This is a genomic window from Ereboglobus sp. PH5-5, assembly GCF_029504805.1.
Lineage (GTDB): Bacteria > Verrucomicrobiota > Verrucomicrobiia > Opitutales > Opitutaceae > Ereboglobus.
Genome location: NZ_JAQFIT010000017.1, coordinates 1 through 24,511, shown reverse-complemented (window position 1 = coordinate 24,511; position 24,511 = coordinate 1). Strand labels below are relative to the sequence as shown.

The 24,511-nt window shown below is 59.5% G+C and carries 25 protein-coding genes and 1 tRNA gene; 12 read left to right on the top strand and 14 right to left on the bottom strand.

Annotation, left to right across the window (positions count from 1 at the left end; all coding sequences use genetic code 11):
* Window positions 1–26: 26 nt before the first annotated feature.
* Window positions 27–737 carry a hypothetical protein gene (locus tag M2103_RS11480; RefSeq protein WP_277510693.1) on the top strand — a complete coding sequence of 237 codons (711 nt, stop codon included), beginning with the start codon at window positions 27–29 and terminating at the stop codon, window positions 735–737.
* A 93-nt stretch (window positions 738–830) separates the two neighbouring features.
* Here the strand turns inward: M2103_RS11480 and M2103_RS11475 are convergent, their stop codons facing one another.
* Both M2103_RS11475 and M2103_RS11470 read right to left on the bottom strand, forming a co-directional pair.
* Window positions 831–1,049 carry a hypothetical protein gene (locus M2103_RS11475; protein WP_277510692.1) on the bottom strand — a complete coding sequence of 73 codons (219 nt, stop codon included), beginning with the start codon at window positions 1,047–1,049 and terminating at the stop codon, window positions 831–833.
* A 34-nt stretch (window positions 1,050–1,083) separates the two neighbouring features.
* A complete protein-coding gene (locus tag M2103_RS11470; protein ID WP_277510691.1) occupies window positions 1,084–1,422 on the bottom strand; it encodes a BrnT family toxin in 339 nt (112 codons plus the stop codon).
* A 69-nt stretch (window positions 1,423–1,491) separates the two neighbouring features.
* Here M2103_RS11470 and M2103_RS11465 point away from each other — a divergent pair, with 69 nt between their 5' ends.
* Window positions 1,492–1,635, top strand: a complete 144-nt coding sequence (locus M2103_RS11465; protein ID WP_277510690.1) for a hypothetical protein — start codon at window positions 1,492–1,494, stop codon at window positions 1,633–1,635.
* A gap of 334 nt (window positions 1,636–1,969) precedes the next feature.
* Here the strand turns inward: M2103_RS11465 and M2103_RS11460 are convergent, their stop codons facing one another.
* A complete protein-coding gene (locus M2103_RS11460; RefSeq protein ID WP_277510689.1) occupies window positions 1,970–3,064 on the bottom strand; it encodes a hypothetical protein in 1,095 nt (364 codons plus the stop codon).
* 110 nt (window positions 3,065–3,174) lie between these two features.
* On the opposite strand from M2103_RS11460, the gene M2103_RS11455 reads away from it, so the two are divergent.
* From M2103_RS11455 to M2103_RS11430, 6 genes are all read left to right on the top strand, one after another.
* A complete protein-coding gene (locus M2103_RS11455) occupies window positions 3,175–3,474 on the top strand; it encodes a hypothetical protein (RefSeq protein WP_277510687.1) in 300 nt (99 codons plus the stop codon).
* Window positions 3,475–3,584: 110 nt separating this feature from the next.
* Window positions 3,585–5,090: an NADP-dependent phosphogluconate dehydrogenase gene (gndA, locus tag M2103_RS11450; RefSeq protein ID WP_277510686.1), complete on the top strand. Its 1,506-nt coding sequence runs from the start codon at window positions 3,585–3,587 to the stop codon at window positions 5,088–5,090.
* 325 nt (window positions 5,091–5,415) lie between these two features.
* A complete protein-coding gene (locus tag M2103_RS11445) occupies window positions 5,416–7,149 on the top strand; it encodes a hypothetical protein (RefSeq protein ID WP_277510684.1) in 1,734 nt (577 codons plus the stop codon).
* A 48-nt stretch (window positions 7,150–7,197) separates the two neighbouring features.
* Window positions 7,198–7,956 carry an ABC transporter permease gene (locus M2103_RS11440; protein WP_277510682.1) on the top strand — a complete coding sequence of 253 codons (759 nt, stop codon included), beginning with the start codon at window positions 7,198–7,200 and terminating at the stop codon, window positions 7,954–7,956.
* 18 nt (window positions 7,957–7,974) lie between these two features.
* Window positions 7,975–8,805: an ATP-binding cassette domain-containing protein gene (locus tag M2103_RS11435; RefSeq protein ID WP_277510681.1), complete on the top strand. Its 831-nt coding sequence runs from the start codon at window positions 7,975–7,977 to the stop codon at window positions 8,803–8,805.
* Between the two features lie 53 nt (window positions 8,806–8,858).
* Complete coding sequence (locus M2103_RS11430) at window positions 8,859–9,854, top strand: MlaD family protein (RefSeq protein WP_277510680.1); 996 nt, start codon at window positions 8,859–8,861, stop codon at window positions 9,852–9,854.
* Window positions 9,855–9,953: 99 nt separating this feature from the next.
* Here M2103_RS11430 and M2103_RS11425 read toward each other — a convergent pair.
* Window positions 9,954–10,039, bottom strand: a tRNA-Leu gene (locus M2103_RS11425).
* Window positions 10,019–10,147, bottom strand: a complete 129-nt coding sequence (locus tag M2103_RS11420; RefSeq protein ID WP_277510678.1) for a hypothetical protein — start codon at window positions 10,145–10,147, stop codon at window positions 10,019–10,021. The genes M2103_RS11425 and M2103_RS11420 overlap by 21 nt, the downstream gene beginning before the upstream one ends.
* A 220-nt stretch (window positions 10,148–10,367) precedes the next feature.
* Here M2103_RS11420 and M2103_RS11415 point away from each other — a divergent pair, with 220 nt between their 5' ends.
* On the top strand, window positions 10,368–12,626 hold the full coding sequence (locus M2103_RS11415; RefSeq protein ID WP_277510677.1) for an RNB domain-containing ribonuclease: 2,259 nt from the start codon (window positions 10,368–10,370) through the stop codon (window positions 12,624–12,626).
* Between the two features lie 85 nt (window positions 12,627–12,711).
* Here M2103_RS11415 and M2103_RS11410 read toward each other — a convergent pair whose 3' ends face one another.
* The 4 genes from M2103_RS11410 to M2103_RS11395 are packed head-to-tail and all read right to left on the bottom strand — an operon-like array spanning window position 12,712 to window position 19,271.
* Window positions 12,712–15,267, bottom strand: a complete 2,556-nt coding sequence (locus M2103_RS11410; protein WP_277510676.1) for a VCBS repeat-containing protein — start codon at window positions 15,265–15,267, stop codon at window positions 12,712–12,714.
* Window positions 15,268–15,281: 14 nt separating this feature from the next.
* The gene (locus M2103_RS11405; protein WP_277510675.1) at window positions 15,282–17,039 is read right to left on the bottom strand and encodes a hypothetical protein; all 1,758 of its coding nucleotides are present in this window, start codon (window positions 17,037–17,039) and stop codon (window positions 15,282–15,284) included.
* Window positions 17,040–17,062: 23 nt separating this feature from the next.
* Window positions 17,063–18,142, bottom strand: a complete 1,080-nt coding sequence (locus tag M2103_RS11400) for a trypsin-like peptidase domain-containing protein (protein WP_277510674.1) — start codon at window positions 18,140–18,142, stop codon at window positions 17,063–17,065.
* A gap of 55 nt (window positions 18,143–18,197) precedes the next feature.
* Complete coding sequence (locus tag M2103_RS11395; RefSeq protein WP_277510673.1) at window positions 18,198–19,271, bottom strand: 3-deoxy-D-arabino-heptulosonate 7-phosphate synthase; 1,074 nt, start codon at window positions 19,269–19,271, stop codon at window positions 18,198–18,200.
* A gap of 124 nt (window positions 19,272–19,395) precedes the next feature.
* Between M2103_RS11395 and deoC the strand changes: the two genes are divergently transcribed.
* Both deoC and M2103_RS11385 read left to right on the top strand, forming a co-directional pair.
* Window positions 19,396–20,109, top strand: coding sequence for a deoxyribose-phosphate aldolase (gene deoC / locus M2103_RS11390; protein ID WP_277510671.1), 714 nt, complete (start codon window positions 19,396–19,398; stop codon window positions 20,107–20,109).
* Between the two features lie 2 nt (window positions 20,110–20,111).
* Window positions 20,112–21,149, top strand: a complete 1,038-nt coding sequence (locus M2103_RS11385; protein WP_277510669.1) for a hypothetical protein — start codon at window positions 20,112–20,114, stop codon at window positions 21,147–21,149.
* 37 nt (window positions 21,150–21,186) lie between these two features.
* Here the strand turns inward: M2103_RS11385 and M2103_RS11380 are convergent, their stop codons facing one another.
* The 4 genes from M2103_RS11380 to M2103_RS11365 all read right to left on the bottom strand — a co-directional run bounded on the left by M2103_RS11380 (window position 21,187) and on the right by M2103_RS11365 (window position 23,424).
* Window positions 21,187–22,083 carry a 4-deoxy-4-formamido-L-arabinose-phosphoundecaprenol deformylase gene (locus M2103_RS11380; protein ID WP_277510667.1) on the bottom strand — a complete coding sequence of 299 codons (897 nt, stop codon included), beginning with the start codon at window positions 22,081–22,083 and terminating at the stop codon, window positions 21,187–21,189.
* A 28-nt stretch (window positions 22,084–22,111) separates the two neighbouring features.
* Complete coding sequence (locus M2103_RS11375; RefSeq protein ID WP_277510666.1) at window positions 22,112–22,537, bottom strand: PIN domain-containing protein; 426 nt, start codon at window positions 22,535–22,537, stop codon at window positions 22,112–22,114.
* The gene (locus M2103_RS11370) at window positions 22,527–22,748 is read right to left on the bottom strand and encodes a hypothetical protein (protein ID WP_277510664.1); all 222 of its coding nucleotides are present in this window, start codon (window positions 22,746–22,748) and stop codon (window positions 22,527–22,529) included. The genes M2103_RS11375 and M2103_RS11370 overlap by 11 nt, the downstream gene beginning before the upstream one ends.
* Window positions 22,749–22,818: 70 nt before the next feature.
* Window positions 22,819–23,424: a master DNA invertase Mpi family serine-type recombinase gene (locus M2103_RS11365; RefSeq protein WP_345783557.1), complete on the bottom strand. Its 606-nt coding sequence runs from the start codon at window positions 23,422–23,424 to the stop codon at window positions 22,819–22,821.
* Between M2103_RS11365 and M2103_RS11360 the strand changes: the two genes are divergently transcribed.
* Window positions 23,423–24,175: a TaqI-like C-terminal specificity domain-containing protein gene (locus tag M2103_RS11360; protein WP_345783556.1), complete on the top strand. Its 753-nt coding sequence runs from the start codon at window positions 23,423–23,425 to the stop codon at window positions 24,173–24,175. The two genes, M2103_RS11365 and M2103_RS11360, sit on opposite strands and share 2 nt — an antisense overlap.
* On the opposite strand, the gene M2103_RS11355 is transcribed toward M2103_RS11360, so the two are convergent.
* Window positions 24,126–24,431: a hypothetical protein gene (locus M2103_RS11355; RefSeq protein ID WP_277510661.1), complete on the bottom strand. Its 306-nt coding sequence runs from the start codon at window positions 24,429–24,431 to the stop codon at window positions 24,126–24,128. The genes M2103_RS11360 and M2103_RS11355 overlap by 50 nt on opposite strands.
* Window positions 24,432–24,511: the final 80 nt, after the last annotated feature.

The following is a 24,511-nucleotide window of genomic DNA, read 5'->3' as shown; positions in this document are numbered from 1 at the left end:
AGCACATCTTTAATATTAAAAAATATATGCCCGGTATATTCAGCAAGAATTTTTTTATATACGAGGAACTCGAAGTTTTAGTTAAAACGAGGGTAAGCCAACATATTATTTTTGATGAGTTTATTGATTCGCTGAAAAGTCTTGGGGTTTTTGTAAAATATGTGTCAAGTGTCGCGCAAGCCGACTCTCAGGCCGTCAGTAAGACATCAGGGCAATGCGAGCCCTGCCTTAAACTTTATGTTTCCACACATGAGGCATTCGTATCGCTGTCCGTAAGTGAACATGATAGCAATTGGAATGGATCCTTCCCTTTAACAGCGGAGATTCAATCATTATGGACACGCTGTTGCGTTCGCAACGGCATCGACGAAAAATATTTTTCTCCAAACATGTATGTTTTCATATACAACCTCGGAGCTCACTTACTAAATAGATTAATAAGGGCATGCGAAAAAGAACTAATCAATCGCTTGTCTATCAAAATATTTGAGGGTTACATCCCGCCAAAATATGTTTTTGTAGGCTCAGTGCCGGGTGTGTATGTTTTATATTCTACGAAGCGGGAAGTTGATCTTATAAAAAAACACGGTGCTTTGTTACACTTGCGAGAAGTTGTGTTTGACGTCTTGAAAACAAATGACCTGCATGACTGCTTCCGACACGAGCTTGTAGAGATAAATTTTTTCGACGTGGAAACATACCAAGGAAGTTTATACGGGCTGTCGCGTGAAGATTGAAGGATTGAGAAGATTATTTTTTTGAAAAGTGAAAAAGGGGACGAGCCGAGTTTTGTTGATTTTCCATTTGGACTCAACGGGAACAGATGCCGTTCACACGTCCGCAAGCCACCGCTCGGCAATGTCGGAGATCGAAACCTTTTCGCGTTTCGCAGCTGCGCGCAATTTGCGCGCTACAACCGGGCGCAGCCGCAGCGTGATCGGTTCGCGTCCGGATGGTTTGCGACCCGCGCCCGGCCTCGCCCCGCCGTGAAGCGGACGCCACGCCGCGCCATCAAGCGCGGGCAGCGCCTCGTTGTTCAGCGTGTTCATGCCGGTCTGATAGCCATCCGCATCGAATGCGGGCTTAGAGTGAATTCGTTTTCCAGTAGTTTTCATAATAATCCTTTCCTTTTCGCCAGTATCCCGCGCCGATGATGCGAACGATTCCCGGCGTGCGATGGGTGTGGCGCACGAGCATAACCCGTGCGCCGACCATGCCGAGAAGCCACCAGCGCAGCTCCGTTTTGCCGCCATGGGCCTCGTCGAAAACGACAAGGGCGCGCGGGTCGTCAAACGCCTTTTGCGCTTCGGAAAAGTCAACACCGTGCGAGGCGATGTTGTCCTGCTCCTTTTGCGTGTCCCATGTGAAGCGCACGTCAGAAAACGTGGGGTATTTGATTTGATTGTCAACATTGAGTTTCAAGGCAACGGACAAATGCGATGGGGCGATGCTTGCTGATTTTACCCTGCGAAAAACATCAACCGCCGCTTTATGCGCAGTCGCGAACACCTTGTCGCCGATTACCCGCCCCTCGCCACGCGTTGGGTGATTTGGGACAATGCCCGCATCCCCGCAAAACAACTCGCCTCATCCGAATCTTCGGACATAAACGCAGCCGTTGAATTGCTGAAATAATGAAAACCAAAACAAGCAACGCGTCCGCGAAGAAAAAACAACCGACACCCGAGTTCATTCTTCGTGCCGAGCGAGCTTTCAAAAAAGTAGGACGCCAAATCCGAGCCAAAGCCAAGCGCGACGGGGTAAAGCCCTTGGTTTGGAAGTCGTGATGAGCCATAGGAAGTAATCCTAAAAGCAACAAAACTCGGCCCGTTCTCATCTTCTCGACCTCGACGGCGGCGTGAGCGGGGCCAACATGATGAACCGCCTCCGCATCATGCTTCAAAACGCCGGCAAACAAGTCGGGGATTTCATCGTGGCGGCGTGAATGTGAAACACAAACGTTGCCGCATCACTCCACTTCGTCGCTGCGCGGGGTTTCGCTGGGAATGGGGGCGGCGACATTGAGGCGGATGGAGGTGAGGTTTTCGATGACGAGCTCGCCCATCGTGTTGCAGTGCAAATAGGACGGCCGGCCGTAATGCGCGGCCAAACCTTCGCGCAACTCGACGACGTGCGAATGCGGCGCGATTTCGGCTTGCGACATGGCGCTGAGCAGGGCGTTGAGGCGCTCCTCTCCGGTGTCGGCACGCTGGAGCATGAGCGCCTGCTCCTCGCGTTGATACTGGCGCGCGCTGGCCACATTGAGGTGCTTCATGCAGTAGAGCGCGAGCGACTGGTTTTCCTTGAAGAACTGCGGACGGTAGAGGTTCATGCGGCCCTCGTAGGATTGCTGGTCGAAATCCATCGCGCGGATGCGGATTTGCGCGCCCTCAAAATCGGGCGTGATGACGACGACAAAATTATAACTGCGCATGTCGCCGAGGAGGCGCACGAAGCAGCGTTCGTTGAACTTGACGAGTTCCTTGGCGAGGCGGATGGGCTTGATTTCGGAGCGCTGGTCGAGCCAGCGTTCGACAAAGATGTCGCCCGGAATGCCCGCGACGTGCTCCTCGACGAGCGTGTTGCCACAGGTCATGAAGTGCATGCGGTTGGGTGAAAGGAGATGCTCGAGCTCGAGGCCGTAAACGCGCGAGGCGTCGCCCTTCTTGACGTAGAAGTGGTCGGGGTTGTCGTTGTAGGCGTTGACGATTCGCACGCGGAAGGGCGCGGAGTTGCCGAACGCGCAAAAGTCGATGCGGTCCACGTAGAGATGCTGCATGACGGACATGTCGCCGTCGGTGCGCAGGAGCGCGTAAATGTGTTTCAGCCCCTCGTGGATGGACTCCATTTCCATGTGGTCATAGACGACGGTTTCCCAGAGCGTCATGTTGCCCTCGGGGTCGGTGTAGGGCGCGCACTCGGTGAAGCGGCGGAGGCGCTCGTAGGTGACGGGCAGCTCGCGCTCGCGGCGGTAACGCTTGAGGTAGTGGCGCAGGTTTTCGCCGATGGGGAAGCTGGGCTTTTTGTGCTGCGTGCGGCGCGCGGCGGCCGGGTTGGTGCTCATGACGGGAAGATGGCGCGGAGGTTTTCTGTTCGCAATGTCTTGTTTCAACGGACCCTTTGCGCAATGTATGCGGGCTTTCACTTCGCGCACGTTTCAATTTTGCACAAACCATGTCCGAAACCGTCAAACATGTTTTCCAAACCTTCATGGAAATGCCGGTGGATTTTTGGGTAAAAACACTCATCGCGGCGGGCGTGCTGTTTCTGTTGTTCACGGTGGTCAAAAAAGCGGCGCGCCTCGGGCAGATCGCCACGCTGCTGCTGGTTTTGTTCATTCTGGGCGTGATCGGCTACAAGTGGGTGCGCCAAAGAAATGAGCCGGCGTTCATGACGCCGATCGTGGATTTCGTGGCGCGTTTTTTTCCGCAGCCCTCGTCCCCCGCTCCCCCGCCCGCGCAGCCGGGAAAGTAATTGCCAAAAATCACAAAACGCCGCGGCAAAAAACGGAATCCGGGGTATTTTAAGATTCAGTTTTCCCATAAAATCATAAATATTCGCACACCTGTTCACTTTTTTTAATTATGCCTAAAGAATACTCGGACATCGGACTCATCGGACTCGCCGTCATGGGTCAAAACCTCGCCCTCAACATAGCCGACCACGGCTTCCAGATTTCGGTTTACAACCGCACCACCGAAAAGGTGGACAAGTTTGTCGCCGAAAATCCCGCCACGCCCGGCGGCATCGTCGGCACAAAAACGCTCGAGGACTTCGTCAAGTCCCTCGCCAGGCCGCGCAAGATGATCATCCTCGTGCAAGCCGGCAAGGGCACCGACGCGGTGATCGACGGCCTCGTGCCGTTCCTCGACCGGGGCGACATCGTCATCGACGGCGGCAACGCCCTCTGGACGGACACCATCCGCCGCGAAAAGGCGCTCAAGGAAAAAGGCCTGCGCTTCATCGGCTCCGGCGTTTCCGGCGGCGAGGAAGGCGCGCGCTTCGGCCCCGCCCTCATGCCCGGCGGCGACAAGGCCGCCTACAAGGAACTCGAAAAAATCTGGAACGCCATCGCCGCCAAGGTGGATAAAAAAACCGGCAAGCCCCTCCTCGGCGCGACCGCCGGCAAACCCGTCAAGGGCGGCGTGCCCTGCGCCACCTACATCGGCGAAAACGGCGCCGGCCATTACGTAAAAATGGTCCACAACGGAATCGAATACGGCGACATGCAGATGATCTGCGAGGCCTACGCCATCATGAAGGGCGTGCTCGGCATGAAAGCCCCCGAAATGGGCGAGGTCTTTTCGCAATGGAACAAGGGCGCGCTCGACAGCTTCCTCATCGAAATCACCGCCGACATCCTCAAGCAAAAGGACCCCGTCACAAAAAAACCCCTCGTTGACATCATCCTCGACACGGCGGGCCAGAAAGGCACCGGCAAATGGACCTCGGTCAACGCGCTCGACATGGGCGTGCCCGCGCCGACCATCGCCGAGTCCGTCTTCGCGCGCTGCCTCTCCGCGGTGAAGGACGAGCGTGTCGCCGCCTCGAAAATCCTCAAGGGCCCGAAGGCGAAAAAATACACCGGATCGAAAAAAGCCCTTCTCGAAGCCATCCACGACGCGCTCTACTGCTCGAAAATCTGCTCCTACGCGCAAGGCTTCCAGCTCATGCGCGAGGCGCAAAAAGAGTATGGCTGGAAACTCAACTTCGGCCAGATCGCGCAAATCTGGCGCGGCGGCTGCATCATCCGCGCCGCGTTCCTGCAAAAGATCACCGAGGCGTTCCGCGGAAACCCGAAACTCGCGAACCTGCTCCTCGATCCGTATTTCAACAAGACGATCCGGAAGGCGCAGGACAACTGGCGCAAAGTCGTCGCGCTCGCGGTCGAGCACGGCATCAGCGTGCCGACCTTCAGCTCGGCGCTCGCCTACTACGACGGCTACCGCGCCGAGCGCACCCCGGCCAACCTGCTCCAGGGCCAGCGCGATTATTTCGGCGCGCACACCTACGAGCGCGTTGACCGGAAGCGCGGCAAGTTCTTCCACATCGACTGGCCGAAGGCTGACCGCCCGCAGATCGCGATGTAAGCGCAACCGCGCATAGTTTTGTTTTTACCAGACCACGGAGCCCAACCGCTCCGTGGTTTTTTCAGGGCGAAGCCCCCGGCTGATTCAAAATCATCCAAACGACTTGCCTCATTGCCGCACCCGCACATTTGGAAGCTGTGTGCGTCCGGCAAGCCCGCGCACCAATCCCAAAACTTTTGGAACCCGGCGAATTCGCGACCGTCTGACAGGAATTTTGACCGCCCGCCCCGGTTTAATAACATTTGCCCGGCGCGTCGTGTTACCGTTGATTCGTTTTCTGTCCGACCTTCTGAAGCCTACTTTCCGCATCCGCACCATCACCAATATGCAGCCTCGGCGCGCAACCGCCCTCGTTTTTTTTGCAGTCCTCGCGGGACTGGGCATTCGCGCGTCCGGACAAACGGCGGCCACGGCTCAGCCGGAGGCTTCGCCGCCGCCCGCCGCATCCCGGCCTTTTGTCTTCGGAGCTGAAAACAACCTCGCGCCTTTCTGGGTTGGCCGCGCCGAACCGGGCAATCCGCTTTCCCGCGCCAACGCCCCCGCCGCCTCGTGGAACGCGATCGGGCCGCTGATTTTTCGCCAGCCGCTTGTCGCGCGTCCGCGTTACGACGACGGTGCGGTTGTCGCGCGCGGGTTTCGTCCCCTTTATGTCGAGAAGCGCGACGCCTCCGGGCAGCTCCTCCAGTTTCACGTTCTCTATCCGCTCTTCAACTGGCGCAAAGTGAAGGACGACGGTTACCGCTGGGACATTTTTAACCTCATCAATCACGAGCACGGCCCCGCCACGCGCAAAACCGCCGCCCACGATGCCGACAACCAATTCGACGTCTGGCCGTTTTATTTTTCCAACAACACCGGCGATCCGGCGACGAGTTACCGCGCCGTGTTTCCGGTCTACGGCAATGTCAGCGGACGTCTTTTGCAGGATCGCCTCGGCTGGTTTTTGTTTCCCATCTACGGCTGGTCCGAGCGCAACGGCACCACGTCGCGCGCCGTTCTCTGGCCGATTTTTCGCCGCACCACGGGCGGCGGCGCGGACGGCTGGAAAGTGTGGCCGCTCTTCGGGCGCGACACAAAAACCGACATCGAGACCGGCGCGCCCCTCTACAAAAACACCTTCGTCCTCTGGCCGTTTTATTTTAACAACACCACCTGGAATCGCGACAATCCCGCCGCCGATCCCGCACGCGCCCTCGCCGTGCTTCCCTTTTATTATCGCGAAACCGCGCCCGGTTTTCGCTCCGACAGCTACATGCTTTTTTGGGGACGCTCGCGCCGCGTCGAGCCCTATGTGTATTCAGAAAACCGATACTTCTGGCCGCTCTTCGTCCAGGGCCGCGGCCCCGAACATCGCGTGAACCGCTGGGCGCCGTTCTACACCTATTCGAATCACAAGGGACGCGAAAAAACCTGGGTCATGTGGCCGCTCTGGAACCACAAGCGCACCGACGACACGGTCAACAGCCACGTGCGAAAACGCTTCTTCTATTTTCTCTACAACAGCGTATCGCAAAAACCCCTCGTCCCGCCCGGCGCCACGCCCGCGCAAAAAGCCGCCATCGACGCCATCAAGCCCGCGCGCAAAATTTCCCTCTGGCCGTTCTACACCTACTGGACCGACGGACGCGGCCGCAAACAACTCCAGGCACTCAGCCCGTTCGAGGTCTTTCTCCCGCAAAACGAACCCACGCGCCTGATCTACACGCCGCTCTTCGCGCTCTATCGTTACGAGCAGGAAGCGCCCGGCCGCACGCGCCACAGCTTTCTCTGGAACGTCATCACGCACCGCCGCGAACCCGGCCTGCGCGAGTTTCACGTCGGCCCGATTTACAGCGGCGAGCGCGTGGGCGGGCACAAGCGCCGCGCGCTTTTCCGCGGTGTCGTCGGCGCGCAAAAAACACCCGGCATCGGCTGGCGCCCCTTCGCATTCCGCTTCAAAAGCCTCCAGCGCCAGCTCGCCGAGGCCTCCAACCCCGCCGCCGCCGCGCCCGCAAAACCCGCGCGCGTTTCCACCACGCCCCCGATGGAAACCTACCCCAAGGTCCGCACCCGCCGCTAACCCCGTCTCCGAAATTCCGCATTCCGCACTCCGAACTCCGCATTTCCAATGAACCGCATCATCACAATTTTCGACTGGCTCGGCGGCGCCGTTATCATGGCGCTGCGCGCCTTTCGAATGCTGCCCCAGGCGCCGCGCATCCTCAAACGCACCTTCGAGCACGTGCTCCAAGGCGGCTACGCGTCGCTGCCCATCGTGTCGATCCTCAGCTTCTTCATCGGCGCGGTGCTCGCGCTCCAGGCCGGCCTCACCTTGCAGGACTTCGGCGCGAAACAACTCATCGGCACGCTCGTCGGCGAGGCGCTCGTGCGCGAACTCGGGCCCGTGTTTGTCGCCATCCTCGTCGCGGGCCGCGTCGCCTCCGCCACCACCGCCGAGCTCGCCTCGATGCGCGTTTACCAGGAAGTGGACGCGCTCGTCACCATGAACATCCCGCCCGAGCGATTCCTCGTGCTGCCGCGCCTGCTCGCGGTGCTCGGCTACATGCCGATACTCACGATGGTCGGCATCGTCATCGGCTGGATCGGCGGCGCGGTCGTTTGCAAATACGTCGGCGTGATCGGCGTCGAGCCCGCGGAATATTTTCAAAGCGTGAGCGCCTTCCTCACCACGCAAAAGATGGTCGACAGCCTCCTCAAGGCCGAGATTTTCGGCTTCGTCATCATCCTCATCGCGTGCAACACCGGCCTGCGCACCAAGGGCGGCCCGCGCGAAATCGGCTTCGCCGTCACCAACTCGGTCGTCTATTCGCTCATCGCGATCCTCGGCCTAGACTACTTCATCACCAAGGCCCTCGGCGCCTCCTGACAACCACGCACCCGCACGATGAAAAAAGAAATCCAAAAGGAACGCTTCCAATCCGAGCCGCGCCAGCCCGCGAGCATCGGCCAGGCGCGCGCGCCCGTGGGCGTCGAAGTCTCCAACGTCTTTAAAAAATACGGCCCGCAAACCGTGCTCACCGACATCTCGCTGAAAGTCGAGCCCGGCGAAATTTTCACCATCATGGGTCCCTCCGGCTCCGGAAAAAGCGTGCTCCTGCGCCAGATCGCCGGACTCGAGCAGCCCACCTCCGGCGCCATCCGAATCAACGGCCGCGACCCCCACGACCCCGACACGCGCGACCGCTTCGCCATCGCGCTCGTCTTCCAGGCCGGCGCGCTCTTCAACTCGCTCTCCGTTTACGACAACCTCGCCCTCTACCCGCTCGAGCACCGCATCGGCACGCACGCGCAAATACGCGACCGCGTCATGCGCGCCCTCAAAATTCTCTCGCTCGAAAACGCCGTCAACAAATCCCCCGCCGAACTCTCCGGCGGCATGAAAAAGCGCGTCGCCATCGCCCGCGCCCTCGTCATGGAACCGCAACTCCTCCTCTACGACGAACCCACCTCCGAGCTCGACCCGGTGATGAGCGCCACCATCAGCGAAATCATCGCCACGCTCAAGGAGCAGTATCAAGTCACGAGCATCGTCGTCTCGCACGACCGCGAACTCGCGCTCACCATCTCGAACCGCGTTGCGATCCTCATGCGCGGCGAACTCCTCTCGCTCACCACGCCCGGCGAACTCCAGCACACCGACAACCCGGAAATCGCCGACTTCATGCACCCGAAAATCGACCTCAAAAACCCGCGCTACAAAACCATGGGCGCGTGACGCGACCCGCCACTTTTCCACAACTCTAAACACCAAACGCAAACCAACTCACCATGAACCAAGCTCAAACAAACGCCCGCGTGGGCATCTTTTTTGTCCTCGGCATCGCGCTGCTCTGGATCACATTCCAGGCGCTGCACACCGGCAGCTTCAACGTGAAGGACGGCTACGAAGTCACCGCCCCCTTCAAATCAGTCCGCGAACTCAAAGTCGGCAACGAAGTGCGCATGGCCGGCGTGACCATCGGCGCCGTCACCGCGGTGCGCATCAACAACGGACGCGCCGAGGCCGTCCTCAGCATCAAGAAGGAAGTCCCCATCCACAAGGACTGCGTCGCCACCATCGCCACCTCCGGCCTCATCGGCTCGAACTACATCTCGCTCGACCTCGGCACCCCCGCCTCCGGCACCGTCGCGCCCGGCGACAGCCTCCGCACGCACGAAGTCCCCGACTTCAACAAAATCATGTCCGACCTCGGCGAACTCGGGGCCGACATCAAGGTCGCCGTCGGCAAAATCGGCGCCGCCTTCAGCGACAACCCCGACGGCTCCCCCGGCCTCATCACCAACGTCAACAACCTCGTCAACGAAAACCGCGCCAACCTCAACGCCTCCATCGCGAACCTCAACGAAATCACCGAGAAAATCCGCGCCGGCGACGGCACCCTCGCCAAGCTCATCAACGACCCGGCGGCCTACGACCAGCTCCTCGCCGCGGTCACCGAAATCAAAAACGCCGCCACCGAGGCGAAGGGCTTCATCGGCGAAACGCAGACAATCATAGCCGACGTGAAAAGCGGCCGCGGCGCCATCGGCACGCTCATCTACGACGAGGCCACCGCGCAAAACCTGAAAGTCGCCGTCAAGAACATCAGCGACATCACGAACAAAATGAACAGCGACGAAAGCAGCTTCGGCCAGCTCATCACGAACGACAACCTCGTGCGCGACGCCAAGGCGACGTTGCGCAAAGTCGATCGCGCCATGGACGGCTTCGCCGACTCCGGCCCCATCACCGCCGTCGGCGTCGTCGCCAACGGCCTGTTCTAAAAAACCCGCGCCAAATCTTTTTTGCGAAACCCCGCGCGCCGGCTTGCCGTGGGATCGGGCGCCTGGGCGCGCCCGCGCGAAGCAACAACCCTTCCAAAATGGTGCCCGAGGCGGGACTCGAACCCGCACACCTTTTCAGGCAAGGGATTTTAAGTCCCCAGCGTCTACCATTCCGCCACTCGGGCAGCAGATGAAAAAAGCAGTAGCAGGATTGCTCCCGTTTTTGCCAGCATGAATGTTTGCGCGATACCCGGCAGCCGTTCGCTTTCGCGACAGGCCGGGAAGATTTTCATGGCAACAACGCATGAGAGGTGATTCCTTGCCTCCAACACCAATCTTTTGGAAACCCAAACGACATCTTCATCATGCGCCGCCCGTGGCGGGCCAACCCCTCCCCATCCATTCGGGAGTGTTGGGCCGGAAAAAATTTGCCGGTGAATAACTGAACCATTCGCCCCCTCTTTTTCGCACTCCGCTTACGAAGCAGCCTGAAAATCCACATTCCGCATTTATATGAAACTTCGCGACCGCATACTCGCACATCTGCGCCAACGCCATTACAGGCCGCAGGACATCAAGGCGCTCGGGCACTCGCTCGCGCTCAATAAAAAGGAGCGCAACTCGCTCAAGTTTGAAATCCGCCAGCTCCTCTCCAAGGGCGGCATCGTTTACGTGCAGGGCGACCGCCTCGCGCTCGCGGGCGAGGACGACACGCGCACGGGCAAAATCATGTTCCGCCAGGGCGGCTCGGCGTTTGTCATCCTCGATCCGATGCCCGGCCGCGCCGGCGCAAACACTCTCGACGAACCCGCCATCCAAATCGCGCCCGAGGACACCGGCGTCGCGCTCCACGGCGACAAGGTGCTCGTAAAAATCTCCCCGCGAATGTCGCGCGCGCGCAACGGCCGCCCGCCCGAGCCGCAGGGCCGCGTCGCGTCGATCGTCGAGCGCGCCAGCAACACCGTCGTCGGCAACCTCGTGCGCATCCGCAACAAATTCTACGTCAACGTGGACGACCCGCGTTTCGTGCAGGACATCGCCGTCGGTGATCCCGCCGCGAGCCGCATCAAGCCCGTGCCCGGCCCCGGTGACAAGGTCGTCGTCGCACTCTCCGAATGGACCGCGCGCCACAAACCGCTCGAGGGCAAAATCACGCAATGCCTCGGAAAAACCTTCGAGCCGGGCGCGGAGCTCGCGGGCATTCTCATAAAACACCACCTCGACCCGAAGTTCCCCGCCGACGTCGAGCGCGAAGTCGCCGCGCTTCCCTCCGAGGTCGTCGCGACGCAACTTCCCGGACGCCTCGACTACCGCGACACGCCGACGTTCACCATCGACCCCGACGACGCGAAGGATTTCGACGACGCGCTCTCCATCGAGACGCTCGACAACGACGAGACGCGCGTCGGCATCCACATCGCCGACGTTTCCAACTACGTGCGCCCCGGCACCGCGCTCGATCGCGAGGCGCGGGGCCGGGGCAACTCCACCTACCTCGTCGGCACCGTCATTCCGATGCTGCCCCAAAAACTCTCCAACGGACTTTGCTCGCTCGTCGAGGGGCAGGACCGTCTCTGCAAGGCGGTCTTCCTCACCTTCGACAAAAAACTCCGCGTCACCAACACCACCTTTGCCAGCACAGTCATCCGCTCGCGCAAGCGCCTCACCTACAAACAGGCCTACGCGTTCATGTTTGAAAACAGCATTGCGAAAATCCGCGCGCTTCCCGTTCCGCCCGCGCACCAAACCGGCTCGACCGGGCGCGCGCTCAAGGAACTGACCGACCTCGAGCTCGTGGACTTGCAGCACTGGTTGCGCAGCCTCTGGAAAATCGCCGCCAAGCTCCGCCGCGAACGCATGGCGCGCGGTTCGCTCGACCTAGACATGCCCGAAACGAAAATTTTCGTTGATGAGAAAGGCTACGCCGACCGGCTCGAGCGCATCGAAAACGACGAAAGCCACCAGCTCATCGAGGAGTTCATGCTCGCCGCCAACGAGGCCGTCGCGCGCCTCACGCGCGCGCACAAGCTCGTTTCGCTCTACCGCGTGCACGACGAACCCGACGAGGACAAGCTCATCGAATACCAAAAGGTTCTCGCCACCGCCGGCGTCGAGGCCGGCGACCTCACGCAGCGCAAGGAAATCGTCAAGGTGCTCGCCGCCCTCGAAAAACACCCGCAGGGCTACGTGCTCCGCAGCCAGCTCTTGCGCAGCTTGAAAAAAGCCTGCTACCGCGCCACGCCCGACGGCCACTACGGGCTCGCGAAAAAGGACTACACGCACTTCACCTCGCCCATCCGCCGCTACTCCGACCTCGTCGTGCACCGCGTCCTCGCGTATTACCTCATCAAGCACGCCGGGCACCCCGTTCCCGCCGATTACAAATTCGGCTACAGCGCCGGCAGCATGGCCTCGCTCGGCGAGCACCTCAGCCTCACCGAAACCAACAGCGCCGAGGCCGAGCGTGAGAGCGTGAAGATCAAAACACTCGAATTTTTCGAGCGCGAACTCTCCAAGAAAAAGAAAACCAAGTTCGACGCGGTCATCACCGATGTGCGCGGCGCGGGTATCTTCATCGAGCTGACCGAGTCGATGAGCTTCGGCTTCATCAACAAGGACAGTTTTACGGGCGACGTTTATTTCCCGAACGCGAGCAACACGGCTTTCGTCGGGCGCAAAACCAAGAAACACCTCAAGGTTGGCGAGCACATCACCGTCGTTGTGAAAAAAGTGGACCGCACCAAACGCCAGATGGATTTCGCGATGGCGTAGAAACCCCGGGCGCTGATCGGGGCATGCTCCGGCACGCCCGGCCAAAAAATTCCCCCCCGGCGCAATCCGCCGGCGTTTTGCGGCATCACTCTTGCGGATAGATGAGCAGGCGGTCGTGAACGAGGAGGAGGATTGATTTTTTGCCGTCGCCGGTGATGTCGGCGATCACGGTTTCGCGCGGCTCTAACTGCCCGCCGCGACGGCCCTGATAGTGCTGGTCGATTTCGAAAACCTTGAAGTGCATGACGCTGTCCCAGCGCATGCCGCCGGCGTCGCGGCGCAGGATTTCGAGAAGGTTTTTCGCGGGATCAACGCAAATGATTTCGGGCCGGCCGTCGCCAACGAGATCGCCGGCGATGATGTCGGCATAACTGATGCCGGGAAGGTCGGTGGTGTGCGTGGAAAGCGTGGAGGCGGCGAAGTCGCGCCGTCCCAGCGGGAGCCACCAGAAGCGGTCGCGCCCGAAAATGAACGCCTCGTTGGTGGAGGGAAGAACCTCGGCCCCCGTGACCTCGATTTTTCCGGCGGGGATCGTATCCACTATTTGATACAACCCGCCGTCGTCGGGACGCAGGATTTGGAATTGCTCGGATTTGCGATCGTAGAGAACCACTGTGATCCTGGATTTTGGATTCCGGGTTTTGGATTTGGACGCCGTCGCGCCAAGGCCGGGTTTTTGCCAGTCGGAGGCGGTGACGGGCGAGGGCTCCTCGGGAATGACAAGGACTGCGGCGACCTCGGTGTTGGGATCGCGGGCATTGAATTGCTCGATGACTTGAAGGCCGCCGGAGGCGTCGAGCCGGAGTGCGCGGGCAAATCCGGAATGAGCGGTGACTAGCACGTGTTTGCCGTCGCCGTCGATATCGCCAAGCATGAGCGCGGAGGATTCGAGTTTGTCCACAAGGCTGCGGCGGAACCCGGCGTCAGCGCTGGCCTCGGTGAATTCGAGGCCGTCTCCCTGCACGTAGAGGCGCATGGCGTCGAGCGGGGTGAATACGGCGATGTCGAGCTTGCCGTCCTGGTTGGCGTCGAGGAGGCGGAGCGCGCGCGGGTCGGTCTTGAGGTTGGTGATCGGGATGGTGTGCTCGAGTTTGGCTGTGTCGCCGTCGCGCGACCAGAGTTCGATGGAACGCTTGCCTTTGTTCTCAAGAAGAACGGCTAGAAGTTTTTGCCCAAGACCGTCGAAATCACCGTAGGCAACGTCGAGGGGGCGCCCGGTAACGGGAAGCGGCTTGGGATACTCGAAGCGTCCGTCAATGTGGCGGGAAACGCCGACGGCCTGTTCCTTGGGACTGCCGATGAAGAGCGCATCGCGGCCTTCGTCATACCAATCGCCCGCGGCGAGGGCGCGCGCGTCGGAAAACACGGGTGATTTTTTTGCCGTGGTGAAACCGCCGTCGGGCTGGCGCGCATAGAGATAAATTTGCGCGGCGTCGGGATCGGAAACGACGATGTCGGGGCCGGGAAAACGCGAGGATGTTTTTTGGGGAAGCGAGGCGCGGGGTTTGGGCTCGGCGGTGAAATTGCCGATGGCGTAGGCGGCGGGGGTTTTTGCGCCGGGACGGGGGCTGAAGATGCGGGGATTGAGGGAAGGAAGCGGCGTGGCGCCCGGCTGGAACCCGACGGTCCCGGAGGAGGCGTCGCCAGGCTTGAGGGTGAATTCCTCCAGCTGGCCGGTGCCGTCTTGCGCAAAGGCAAAGATGGCGTGGCGGCCGGTTTTGGCGTCGGCTTGTTGCAGGATTTGCAGCGTGCAGCGGGAGTGCTTGATTTCGTAGGAAAGCTCGGGGCCGAACTGGCGAGACGGGGTTTGGAGGCGGACGCGAACTGTCTGGCGCGCGCCGTTGCAGAGGTAAACAAGGTCCGCGAGCCCGTCGCCATCGACATCGCAAACCTCGAGGCCGTAGCAGTTGTTGTCGGGAAGCGTGTAGCGTTCGGGCGCGGCGAGGGTGCCGCCGTCCGTTTGATAAAAAACGGCGAGTTCGTTTTTGCCGAGCATGGCGAGATCGGCGCGACCGTCGCCGTCGAGGTCGGCGATTTTGAGCGAACCGACAAGCTGGTTGGGCGCGGGGGCCTCGGGGATTTTTTTCTCAACCCACGAGCCATCGGTTTGCTGGAGGCGGAGCGTAAGCGCCTGGGGCGAGCCGGTGTGAACGAGGTCGGGAAGTTTGTCGCCGTTGAGGTCGCCGGCGCAGAGGTCGAACATGACGACACCGGTGGTGATGGTGGCCTTGCGGAAGCGGGCGTCCTCGACAACGGGCTCCCAGCGATTGGGGCTGAGCGAGGCGGGAACGCGGGGAGGCGGCTCGCCGGGCTTGAGCTGGTAAAGGAGTTCGATGGTGGAGCGGTCGTTGTTCGCGACGGCGATGTCGGGCAGGCCGTCGCCGTTGAGGTCGGCGACTTGAAGCGAGCGCGTGCCCCAGTCGAGTTTCACAACCTCGGGGCCGGTGAGCGCGAGCGGAGATTGCGCTGAAAGGGCTGAAGGACTGAAGGGCTGAAGGACTGAAAGGAGAAGGCCGGAATGCCAAAGAGCCAGGGCGCGGAGCGTCGGCGACACCGGTTTTGCGGGTGGCGGCAGGCTGGTGTTTTGCTTGAAGCCGCGGCGCCGCGTCACGCTGCCACCGCACCCCAAAAGGTCTCTCATAATCTTCATATTTCTTACTTTTTATAAAACATCTTTGACGTGAAGTAGAGTCCGTCGGATTCGGAGGTCATCCAGCCGTAACTGTTACCGAAATGTTTTTCAAAAAACTCGACGCCGGGTGTGGCGGAGGAATCCAAGTATTCGCTCAACTGCGGCAGCGCCGCGAAGGCGTCACAAAGCAGGCGGAAGGTGAAGGCGGTGTTTTGCACGCTGAAGGAGACCGTGTCGGCGGGCGCGGCGGCGAAGTTTTCGCGCACGTCGTTTCGCTCGGCGAGGGGCGCGGTGGTGCCGTTGACGAGGTTTTGCACAAGGAACTCAACAATCGTGGGCGAGCCGATTCCGACGACGAGCTGGTTTCGCGCAATCGTGTAGCTGACTTGCTTGGCGCCCGTGTTGATCGTGGTGATTGTGTTGCCGAGGTATTCGCGCTGGACGAGCATGGGATGGTTTTCGAGGCCGGTGGAGCGCTTGAGGGTTTCGATCGCGTTCTGGAATGTGCGCGCGTCCTTGAGCGAGATCACATAGAGGAGGCCGATTTTTTCGCTGAAGCCGGTGTCGTTGGCCGTCACGCCGGCGGGGAGAATGTTGGCGCTCACAATTTGCTCGCCGAGGGTTTCGATGAGGTCGCGCTTGATGTCGATGCCGAGGCGTTGCTTGGCGCTTTCGAGCTGGCCCTGAATCATCATCGAGACGCCGGGGTTGACGGCCTCGAGGAGTTGCTCAAGCGCGGTGAACGCCCGCGGGATGCTGTAGTTGACAACACTGACCGTCGGCCAGTCGGCGGAGGCGTATTCGGGGATTTTCACGGCACCGTCGCCGAATGTGAGCAGGCTCAGAAGGCCACGGCGCTCGGTGTAAGTGATGGCACCGCTCGCGGTGACGTTGTCGGTGCCGTAATTGGCCCCGAAATAAATATCCTTGAGCGCATTGAAGCCGAGAACGGACGCGAGGGTTGTGTAATCAACATAAGCGGCGTCGCGACCGCCGGAGGCCGCTTTTTTTGCAAAGGCGGCGTTGATCGCGGGGTAGATCGCCTGGAAGTTCACCGCATACATGACTTGCGCGTCGCCGGTTCTCTGACGCATGCGCAGGTAGCGCTCGGATTTGCCGAAGGCGTTTTCCGCGCCGCCGTTTTTAATGGCCTCGATGGTCGAGATGATCGCGGCCTTCGAGGGGCTGAGCAGGAATGTCTTGTCGACAATGGCCCAGGCGGTGTTTTCGGCGCCGTCGGCTTTGCCGGTGTTTTTGATGATGTTGATGGTGACGCCCGCGTAGTCCTCGGAGTCTGTTGTGCGCGACGCGCTTTTTTCGGAAACAAGAGTGGCAATGAGTTTTTCGACCCTGGCTTTGTTGTCGCCGATTTCCGCGGCGATGATCAGGGGCATGTCTTCACTGGAAACCTTGTCGATGTTTGCGGGCATGCTTTTGAGCGCGATGAGATAGTCGCCCTGAACAAGGCCCAAAAGCTCCTCAATCGTGAGGCCGGTTTTGGCTTTCACTTTTTCATCCCATTCCTCGCTTTTCAATTTGGCGTGGAGCGGCGCGAGAAAGCGCTTGATTTGATCGTCGTTCCACATTTCGAGCCACGGACCGTCCTTGTAGGATTTCACTATTTTAGGGGCGTCGTGCGCGATCATGACAAAGGCCGCGTCCTCGCCCACAAGGTTGATGAGCGGCGTGGATGCGACCGCCGTCACGCGAAAGGCGGAGAGAACAAAACCGCAGGCGACGAGAAGGACGATGCGGAAGGCGGAGGTGGATGTTTTTTTCATGCGGTTTGGATTTGGAATGGTGCTCACTGTTCAGAGTTGGCGGTGCCGCTGGTCTTGAGGATGCGCGGGGGCTCCAGGTAGCGATAACCGGAGTTGGGGTTGCGGGCGTCGAAGGCGTAGGCGTCGCGGTTGCGGAGGAAGTTTTTGAGGACGGCGGCGGGAATCGAGAAGCCGAGCCCCTCGACACCGGTGATCATGGGTTTCATGTTGTTCACGCCAACCACTTCGCCTTGGAGGTTGAAGAGCGGGCCGCCGGAATTGCCGGGATTAATTTGCGTGGTGGTCTGGATGTAGAGCTGACCGCCGAGGGGGCGGTTGCGGCTGCTGACGATGCCCTGCGAGACGGTGCGGTCGAGTCCGAGCGGGCTGCCGATGGCGAAGACGGTCTGGCCTTCATTGAGGGTGTTGGAATCGCCGAGGGGAAGCGTGGGGAGCGTCACGGCGGCGGGGAGGTCCTCTATTTTGAGAAGGGCGAGGTCGAGTCGCGGGTCGAGCGCGACGATGCGGATTTTATGATAAACGACTTTTTCGAGTTCGTTGCGTCCGCTGCGAAAGAGTGTGACGGAGATATTGTATTCGCCGGCGATGACGTGCTGGTTGGTGACAATGTAGCCGGCGGGATCGATGATGAAGCCGGAGCCGAGCCCCGTGGGCGTGCGGATTTGCACAACGGCTTCGCCGACGCGGGAGACGTTTTCCTTGACGGTGAGGGCGGGCTGGTTGGGCGCGGTGCGGAAAAGCGCGGAGTCGCCGGTTTCGGTTTCTGCGTTGTCGGAAAAATCCCCCGCGGCCTCGGTGGTGACGCTGTCAATGTCGTCCCGGGGAATCGCGACAACATCAAATCCGAGATCGACGATGACCCGGTCCGCGCGCTCGGCAATAATGTCGCCCTGGATGGCGGAGCCGTTCTTGAGCCTGACGCGCCCTAGCGAAAAAGCTGACGGACGCGGCGGCGCAAAAACCGCCTTGCTTGAAGTGGCGGCCCGGGGCGCCGATTCCGCCGCGCTTTCCTCCAAGGCAACAGGAGCGCAAAAGCCGGCTGGCTGGAGCGCGGAAACGGCGAGTGCCGCGAGGACGGGCGCGGAGAGTTTTCGGAAAATCATAAAGATCGGTCGGGCCCGGTTGATCAAACTGACCGGCCGGATTGGGCGTGTTTTTTTATTTTGCTGATGAAATCCCCTCGGGCGCGTGAGCGCGGGCTTCGCGGCGCGCGGCCCAAAGCTGGCGGGCCTCGCGGATGGTGTAAGCGAGCACTTCCGGCGTGAGCGCCTGCTTGGGATCGTCGCCTATGCCCTTGCTGGGCGAGACGTGCGATTCGATGCAAAGCCCGTCGGCCCCATAGGCGACGGCGGCGAGCGCGCAGGCGGGCACATAGGCGGCCTTGCCGACGGAATGCGAGGGATCGACCACGACGGGCGCCCAGGTTTTCTCCTTGAGCAGGGGCGTGATGGATTCGTCGGGATGATTGCGGTAGCCGTCGATGGCGGGCGAGGTGCCGCGCGGGCAAAGCAGGATGTTGGGGTTGCCAAAGGCGGCAATATACTCGGCGGCGGAAATGAACTCGTTGAGCGGCCCCATGTGGATGGAGCGCTTGAGGAGCACGACGGTCGAGGGGCGGCTGGCAACGGCGCCGCCGATGGCGCGGAGGAGCGAGTAGTTGAGGGCGTTGCGCGCGCCGACTTGGAGCATGTGCACGCCGGCCTCAATGGCCAGGTGGAGCTGGTGTTCGTCCATCACCTCGGCATCGACGGGAAGTCCGGTGCGACGGTGCGCCTCCATGAGAATGTCGAGCGACTTGTTGTCGCCTTGAAACGAATAGGGATTGGTGCGCGGTTTCCAAACGCCGCCGCGGATGGAGTTGGCGCCGGCTTCCTTCACGGCGTGGGCGGTTTCGTAAAAGTAATTCGGATTCTTGGGATCGATGGTGCACTGGCCCGCGATGACGAGCAGATCCTCGCCGATGGTGAGGTTGCCGATTTTGATCTTGTTGCCCGAAAGCGAGGAGCGCCGGTCCATGAGCTTGTAGGGCGACTGCATCTTGTCCACGCGCTCAATGTAGGGAAGCCCCTCGAGGCGGTTGGTCATGAGCTCGTCGCGCTCATCCCCCACGATGGCATAAATATTGCGCACGGCTCCTATGATGGGCTGAATGCGGCAGCCAAAGGGCTCGACGATTGCGGATATCTCGGCGAGTTGTTCGGGCGACAGACGTGCGGGTTTCGGAATAATCATGGTTGTAAAATAAATGTGCAGCGTAGGCGGGCGGGGCGCGTGCGTAAAGCTGGAGTTGCGATTAATGGGCAAAAAGGTTCAATCGGGCGCAATCCAACAAACAAACCCGCTTTTCCCATTTCCCATGAGCCTGACTCCCGCCGAATTTGCCGCCACGCTCGACTCCACCAACCTTCGCCTCGACGCCACCGAGGCCGACATCGAGGCGCTTTGCCGAGAGGCCGTCGAGGGCGGGTTTGCCTGCGTGATGATTTACCCGACAAGCGTGCCGCTCGCGGCGCGCGTGCTCGCGGGCTCCAAAATGCGAATCGGCACGGTGGTCGGTTTTCCGAGCGGACGCTTCACCACGGCCGCAAAGGAGGCCGAAATCAACGCAATGGCGCGGGCGGGCGCGCACGAGGTGGACATCGTGATGGACTACGCGGCATTGCGCGCGGGCCGCGGCGCGGACGTGCTGGCGGAGCTGGTCGAGCTGACGCGCGTCGCGCATGCCAACGGACAATTAATCAAGGTGATCACGGAAAACTGCTTCCTCACGGAAACACAAATGCTCGATGCGCTGAAAATGTGCGAGGACGCCGGCGCGGACTTCATCAAAACATCCACCGGATTCGGCTCCGCGGGCGCGAAACGCGAACAAATCGAACTATGGGCAAAAAACCGCCGCGACCTGAACAACTGGCGAATCAAATTGAAGGCGGCGGGCGGCATCAAAACGCTCACGGACGCCCTCGCCCTGATCGAAGCGGGCGCGTCACGGCTCGGCACCTCAAACGCGGGCGCGCTTCTTGCCGAGTTCAAGGGCGGCCCGGCGGCAAAGGCGCCGGGCGCGTATTGATCGTGAACGCCACGGGCATGGCTTCGGCGGAAAAAGGCGCGGGCGCAGGCAACACACACACGCGCGGCCTCGGAATTTTTGCGCGCGCGATGTGCGTATCCATTTTGTTGATACACGCCGGCTGCTCGCGCGCGCCGGCTCCGGCCGCGGCTGCCGCGGGCGGCCAGTTCGCATCCGCGGAGGTCGTGCGCGCCGGCAAACTCGCCAACCCGAAAATCAACGAGGCAAGCGGGCTGGCGGCGTCGCGAAAAACAAACGGCGTGCTCTGGACGCATAACGACAGCGGCAACGATCCCGTGCTCTATGCGATCGGAACCGACGGCCGTTTTCTCGGCTCGGTCTGGCTCGCGGGCGCGGACAACATCGACTGGGAGGACATGGCCTCGTTCACAATTGGCGGACGCGCGCACCTGCTCGTGGCCGACACGGGCGACAACAACGCGAGGCGAAAAAATTGCAGCCTCTACGTGATCGAGGAACCGGACATCGCGCAACTTTCCCCTGCAAAAGAACTCGTGGTGCAAGTGGCGTGGAACGTGCCGATCTCGTATCCCGACAAACCGCACGACTGCGAGGCGGTGGCGGTCGATCCGGGCGCAAAAGGCGACGGAAACGACGGAAAAATCTACCTGCTGACAAAACGCGAAACACCGAACCGCCTGTTCTCCGTGCCGCTAAAACCGGAGGCCGCAGGCGTGCCGCAAATTGCTTGGGAGTTGGGAAAAATCGCCCTGTTGCCCCAAACATCGTCCGTGCAAAACCTGCTGCCCGTGCCGACGGGACGCTTCCGCGGACAACCGACCGGAATGGATTTTTCGCCCGACGGACGCTCGGCGGTCGTGCTGACCTACGGCAACGTGCTTTTATATGCGCGACGCGAAGGCGAAAGCTGGTTCTCCGCGCTCGTGCGCAACCCGCTCGTGCTGCCCCCGCACAAACTCGGCCAGGCCGAGGCCGTGTGTTTTTCGAGCGACGGAAAAACCATTTTCGTAACTGAGGAGAACAAAAACGCGGCGCTTCTTCGGTATGATTTAAAATAAGCTGGCCGAGAAACCAGTAACCGGCCGACCGACCGCGCTATTCGCCCTCCGTCGCGACGAACCCCGAGCGCCCGTCGATCTCTGCCATGACGATGTCGCGCACGGGAATTGTCCCGCGGGATTTGAGCAACTCGCGCGCGCAATCGTCGAGGCGGACAAACTCCACGCCCGCCTCGCGACAGGCCTCGAGCAGCGCGCGAAAAAGCGGCGCCTTCATCATGCCCTCGATCTCGGCGTGCAGCGTGAACACATTCAACGCATCCTCGCGCAACAAGCTCATGTAGTGCGCCACGATCTTGTCGTCGGGAAACTCGGGACGGCCCAGCAACTCGTCGAACGTCGGCAGCGTGCTCGGGATTTCGAGCGTGTTAAAAACACGCCCGTCGATGCGCGGGAAAAACGGCGCGCGCCCGCGCGTGTCGCTTGAGTAAAGCAAGTCCGCCTCGTCGTAAACCTGGCGCGCGTTTACGCAAGTCTGCCAGCCCGGCGCGCCCGCGGTAAGCGCGCGCGTGCCAAAAATGCGCTCGTATTCCGCAAGCGCGGCGCCGAACTCCGCGCGCACCTTTTCGATCGGCATGGTGCGCACGTAATCCTGCCAGCGAAAATGGTCGTTGCAATGGATGCCCGTCTCGAACCCCGCCTCGCGCACCGCGCGCATGACGCCCGCGTGTTTGCGCCCGATATGCGGCGCGGGCAGCAACGTGCCGTTGAGCAGCGTCCGCACGCCATACATGCTCACGACGGACGTGCGGCTGACCTTCTTAAAAAACCCCGGGCGAAACACCCGCCTGATCGCCTTGCCCGTGTTGTCCGGCCCGAGCGAAAACAAAAAACACGCCGGAATCGAAAATTCGCGCAACAGCGCCACCAGCGCCGGCACGCCGACACGCGTGCCGCGTTCCGTATCGATGTCAATTTTCAGAGCGAGTTTCATGGTGACTGACGTTCGAGCTCCATTTGAATCAACGAATAGTCGAAACAAAAGGATTTATCACGCGGACATCACCGTAACATTGTCCGTGGTTGAGGTCTTCGGTGTATAACTCTTGCGCGCCGCTCATTTGCGCAGCCGCCACGATCATGGCATCCCAAAGCGAAAGCTGCCATTGTTTTTGCACGGAAAGGCCAAGCCGAAAGAGCGCAAGGGAATTGTCCGTCACCGGCCACTTGCAAAAATCGTTGATGAGTGTGGCCGCCTCGGCAGCCTTGTGGCCGCAACGCACAAAATTGACATAAAACTCCTGCAGCACTTGCACGCTGATCGCCGTGCTGCCCGGCTCAAGCCACGCGCGCTCCAAAAGGGCTTGTGCGACTGTCCGCTTGGCGGGCGAGTCCAAGTCGTAGCCATAGAGGAGGATGTTGGTGTCGAGAAAACGCTCAGCGGGCATGGGTTTCGTCGCGGGTCAAGGGTTTGCCGCCGAGGTGATAGCCCCGGCGAAGGCGGGCAAGCGCGCTAGCGGGAGGCTTGGCCTTCTCCTCATCCCTGAGAACGTGTTCCAAGCCTTGGATGACAATATCCTTAATGGTCGTGCGACGTTTCACAGCGGCGATTTTCGTTTGCTCAAAAAGATCGTCGGGGAGGTCAATGGTTGTCTTCATTGCGAGACATAAATATGGGAATATGGGTTTATGTCAATTCTCGGATAACACGACCGTGCAGGGAAGCAAGTCAGCCGACTGCCAAGTGTTTGTCGCGGATGAAGTTGGCGAGGGTGATGCGGTGGACTTTTAGGCGACGGGCGATACGGGTCTTGGATTGGCCGCGCTTGAGCAGGCGGAGGATGTCGTCTTCGCGTCCGGTGAGCTTCACGCGGGAGCTTCTGCGTCCCTTGGGACGGCCCAGGATGACTCCCTCGGCCCGACGGCGGGCAAGCGCTTCCCTGGTGCGCTGGGAGATGAGGTTGCGCTCGATTTCGGCGGAGAGGCCGAAGGCAAAGGCGAGGACTTTGGAACTGATGTCCGTGCCGAGGCGATAGTTATCCTTGATTGTCCAAATGTGGACTTCACGTTTGAGGCACTGATTGAGGATGTCCATGATCATGAGCAGGCTGCGGCCGAGTCGGGAAAGTTCGGCGCAGATGAGGATATCACTTTTTTGGAGCTTGGAGAGCACGGGGCCGAGTTTGCGTTTTTCGGGTTCCTTGGAACCGGAAATTGTTTCCTCAATCCAGTGGTCGATGACGATATTTTCCCGCTCACAAAAGCGGTTGATTTCGTAGCGTTGATTTTCAACGGTTTGTTTGTCGGTGCTGACGCGGATGTAGCCGTAGTTCATAGGGCGCGCGATCATTGGCTTTCACAGAATTAACAGCAAAGATACAAAGCGGCGTGTCGAAAGGATACGACCCATTCTTCGCGGCAGGGACATCAAACGGTATTCATACACATGGGCAAGTCTCTATATCATTGCAACATTCCCCGCTCTGAAGATAGACATCGAGAGATATCCTGCTGTAAAAGCTCATCTTCTTTCTTTTGGAATGGAGCGCGTCGAGCAAACGGGTAAATCTTACATCATCGATGGAAAAAGAATCACTGCACGAAAAAAGACCGGCAATAAGTGGTTTGAAACCCAAGATCAGATAGGTTATTGGGAGGATTTTTCTAAACCGAAAATCATATGGGCGGAGCTTGCTAGAACTGGCAATGCTTTTACTTTCGATTGTGGCAACTATTGTGTCAGTAATACTGGCTACATTTTGATATTGAATAAAAAAGCGGAAAGTGTAATCGGTTATGAACTATTACTTGCGTTTCTGAACAGCAAGGCAATTTTATTTTATCTTGATACGATTTGCTCGCGCCTTGACCAAACCGGTTGGCGATGGCTTCGACAGTTTGTAGAGGTGCTCCCTGTGCCACAAATTGAAAAGTCAAAGCACGGTCAACTCGCAAAACTTATTATGAGCGAATTGCAGACAAAAACAACCTTTGGGCAAATACAGATTGAGAAATCTATTGAAGATTGTTTTGGATTCAATGAATTGGAACGCAATTATTTACAAACTCACGTTCTTCCTTTGTGAGATCGGATAAAGCGAAAATTTGTTTGTCGATTTCAGCTGATAAATTCACCTTTTCCTCAGAAGTTACCTTACCAATATCCATGGCGAGTTGTTGAATTCGTCTTTCTGTTTCAGGCTTTGGAAAAGGTATCCGAATTTGTTCAATATATTGCTTTATCCAACGTCGTGTTCCTGTTCCGGATGTTGCACAAATTTTTCCAAATTGCCAATCACAAAGTGCTGAATTTAGATAAGCTAAAATGGTAGTGTCCGTCAAGTTTCGCACATTTTAAAAAGCATATAGCCGGCGGAGGAAGGTTATGTGTTGTTTTGTTGTTGGTTCTTTCGTGAGGGTTG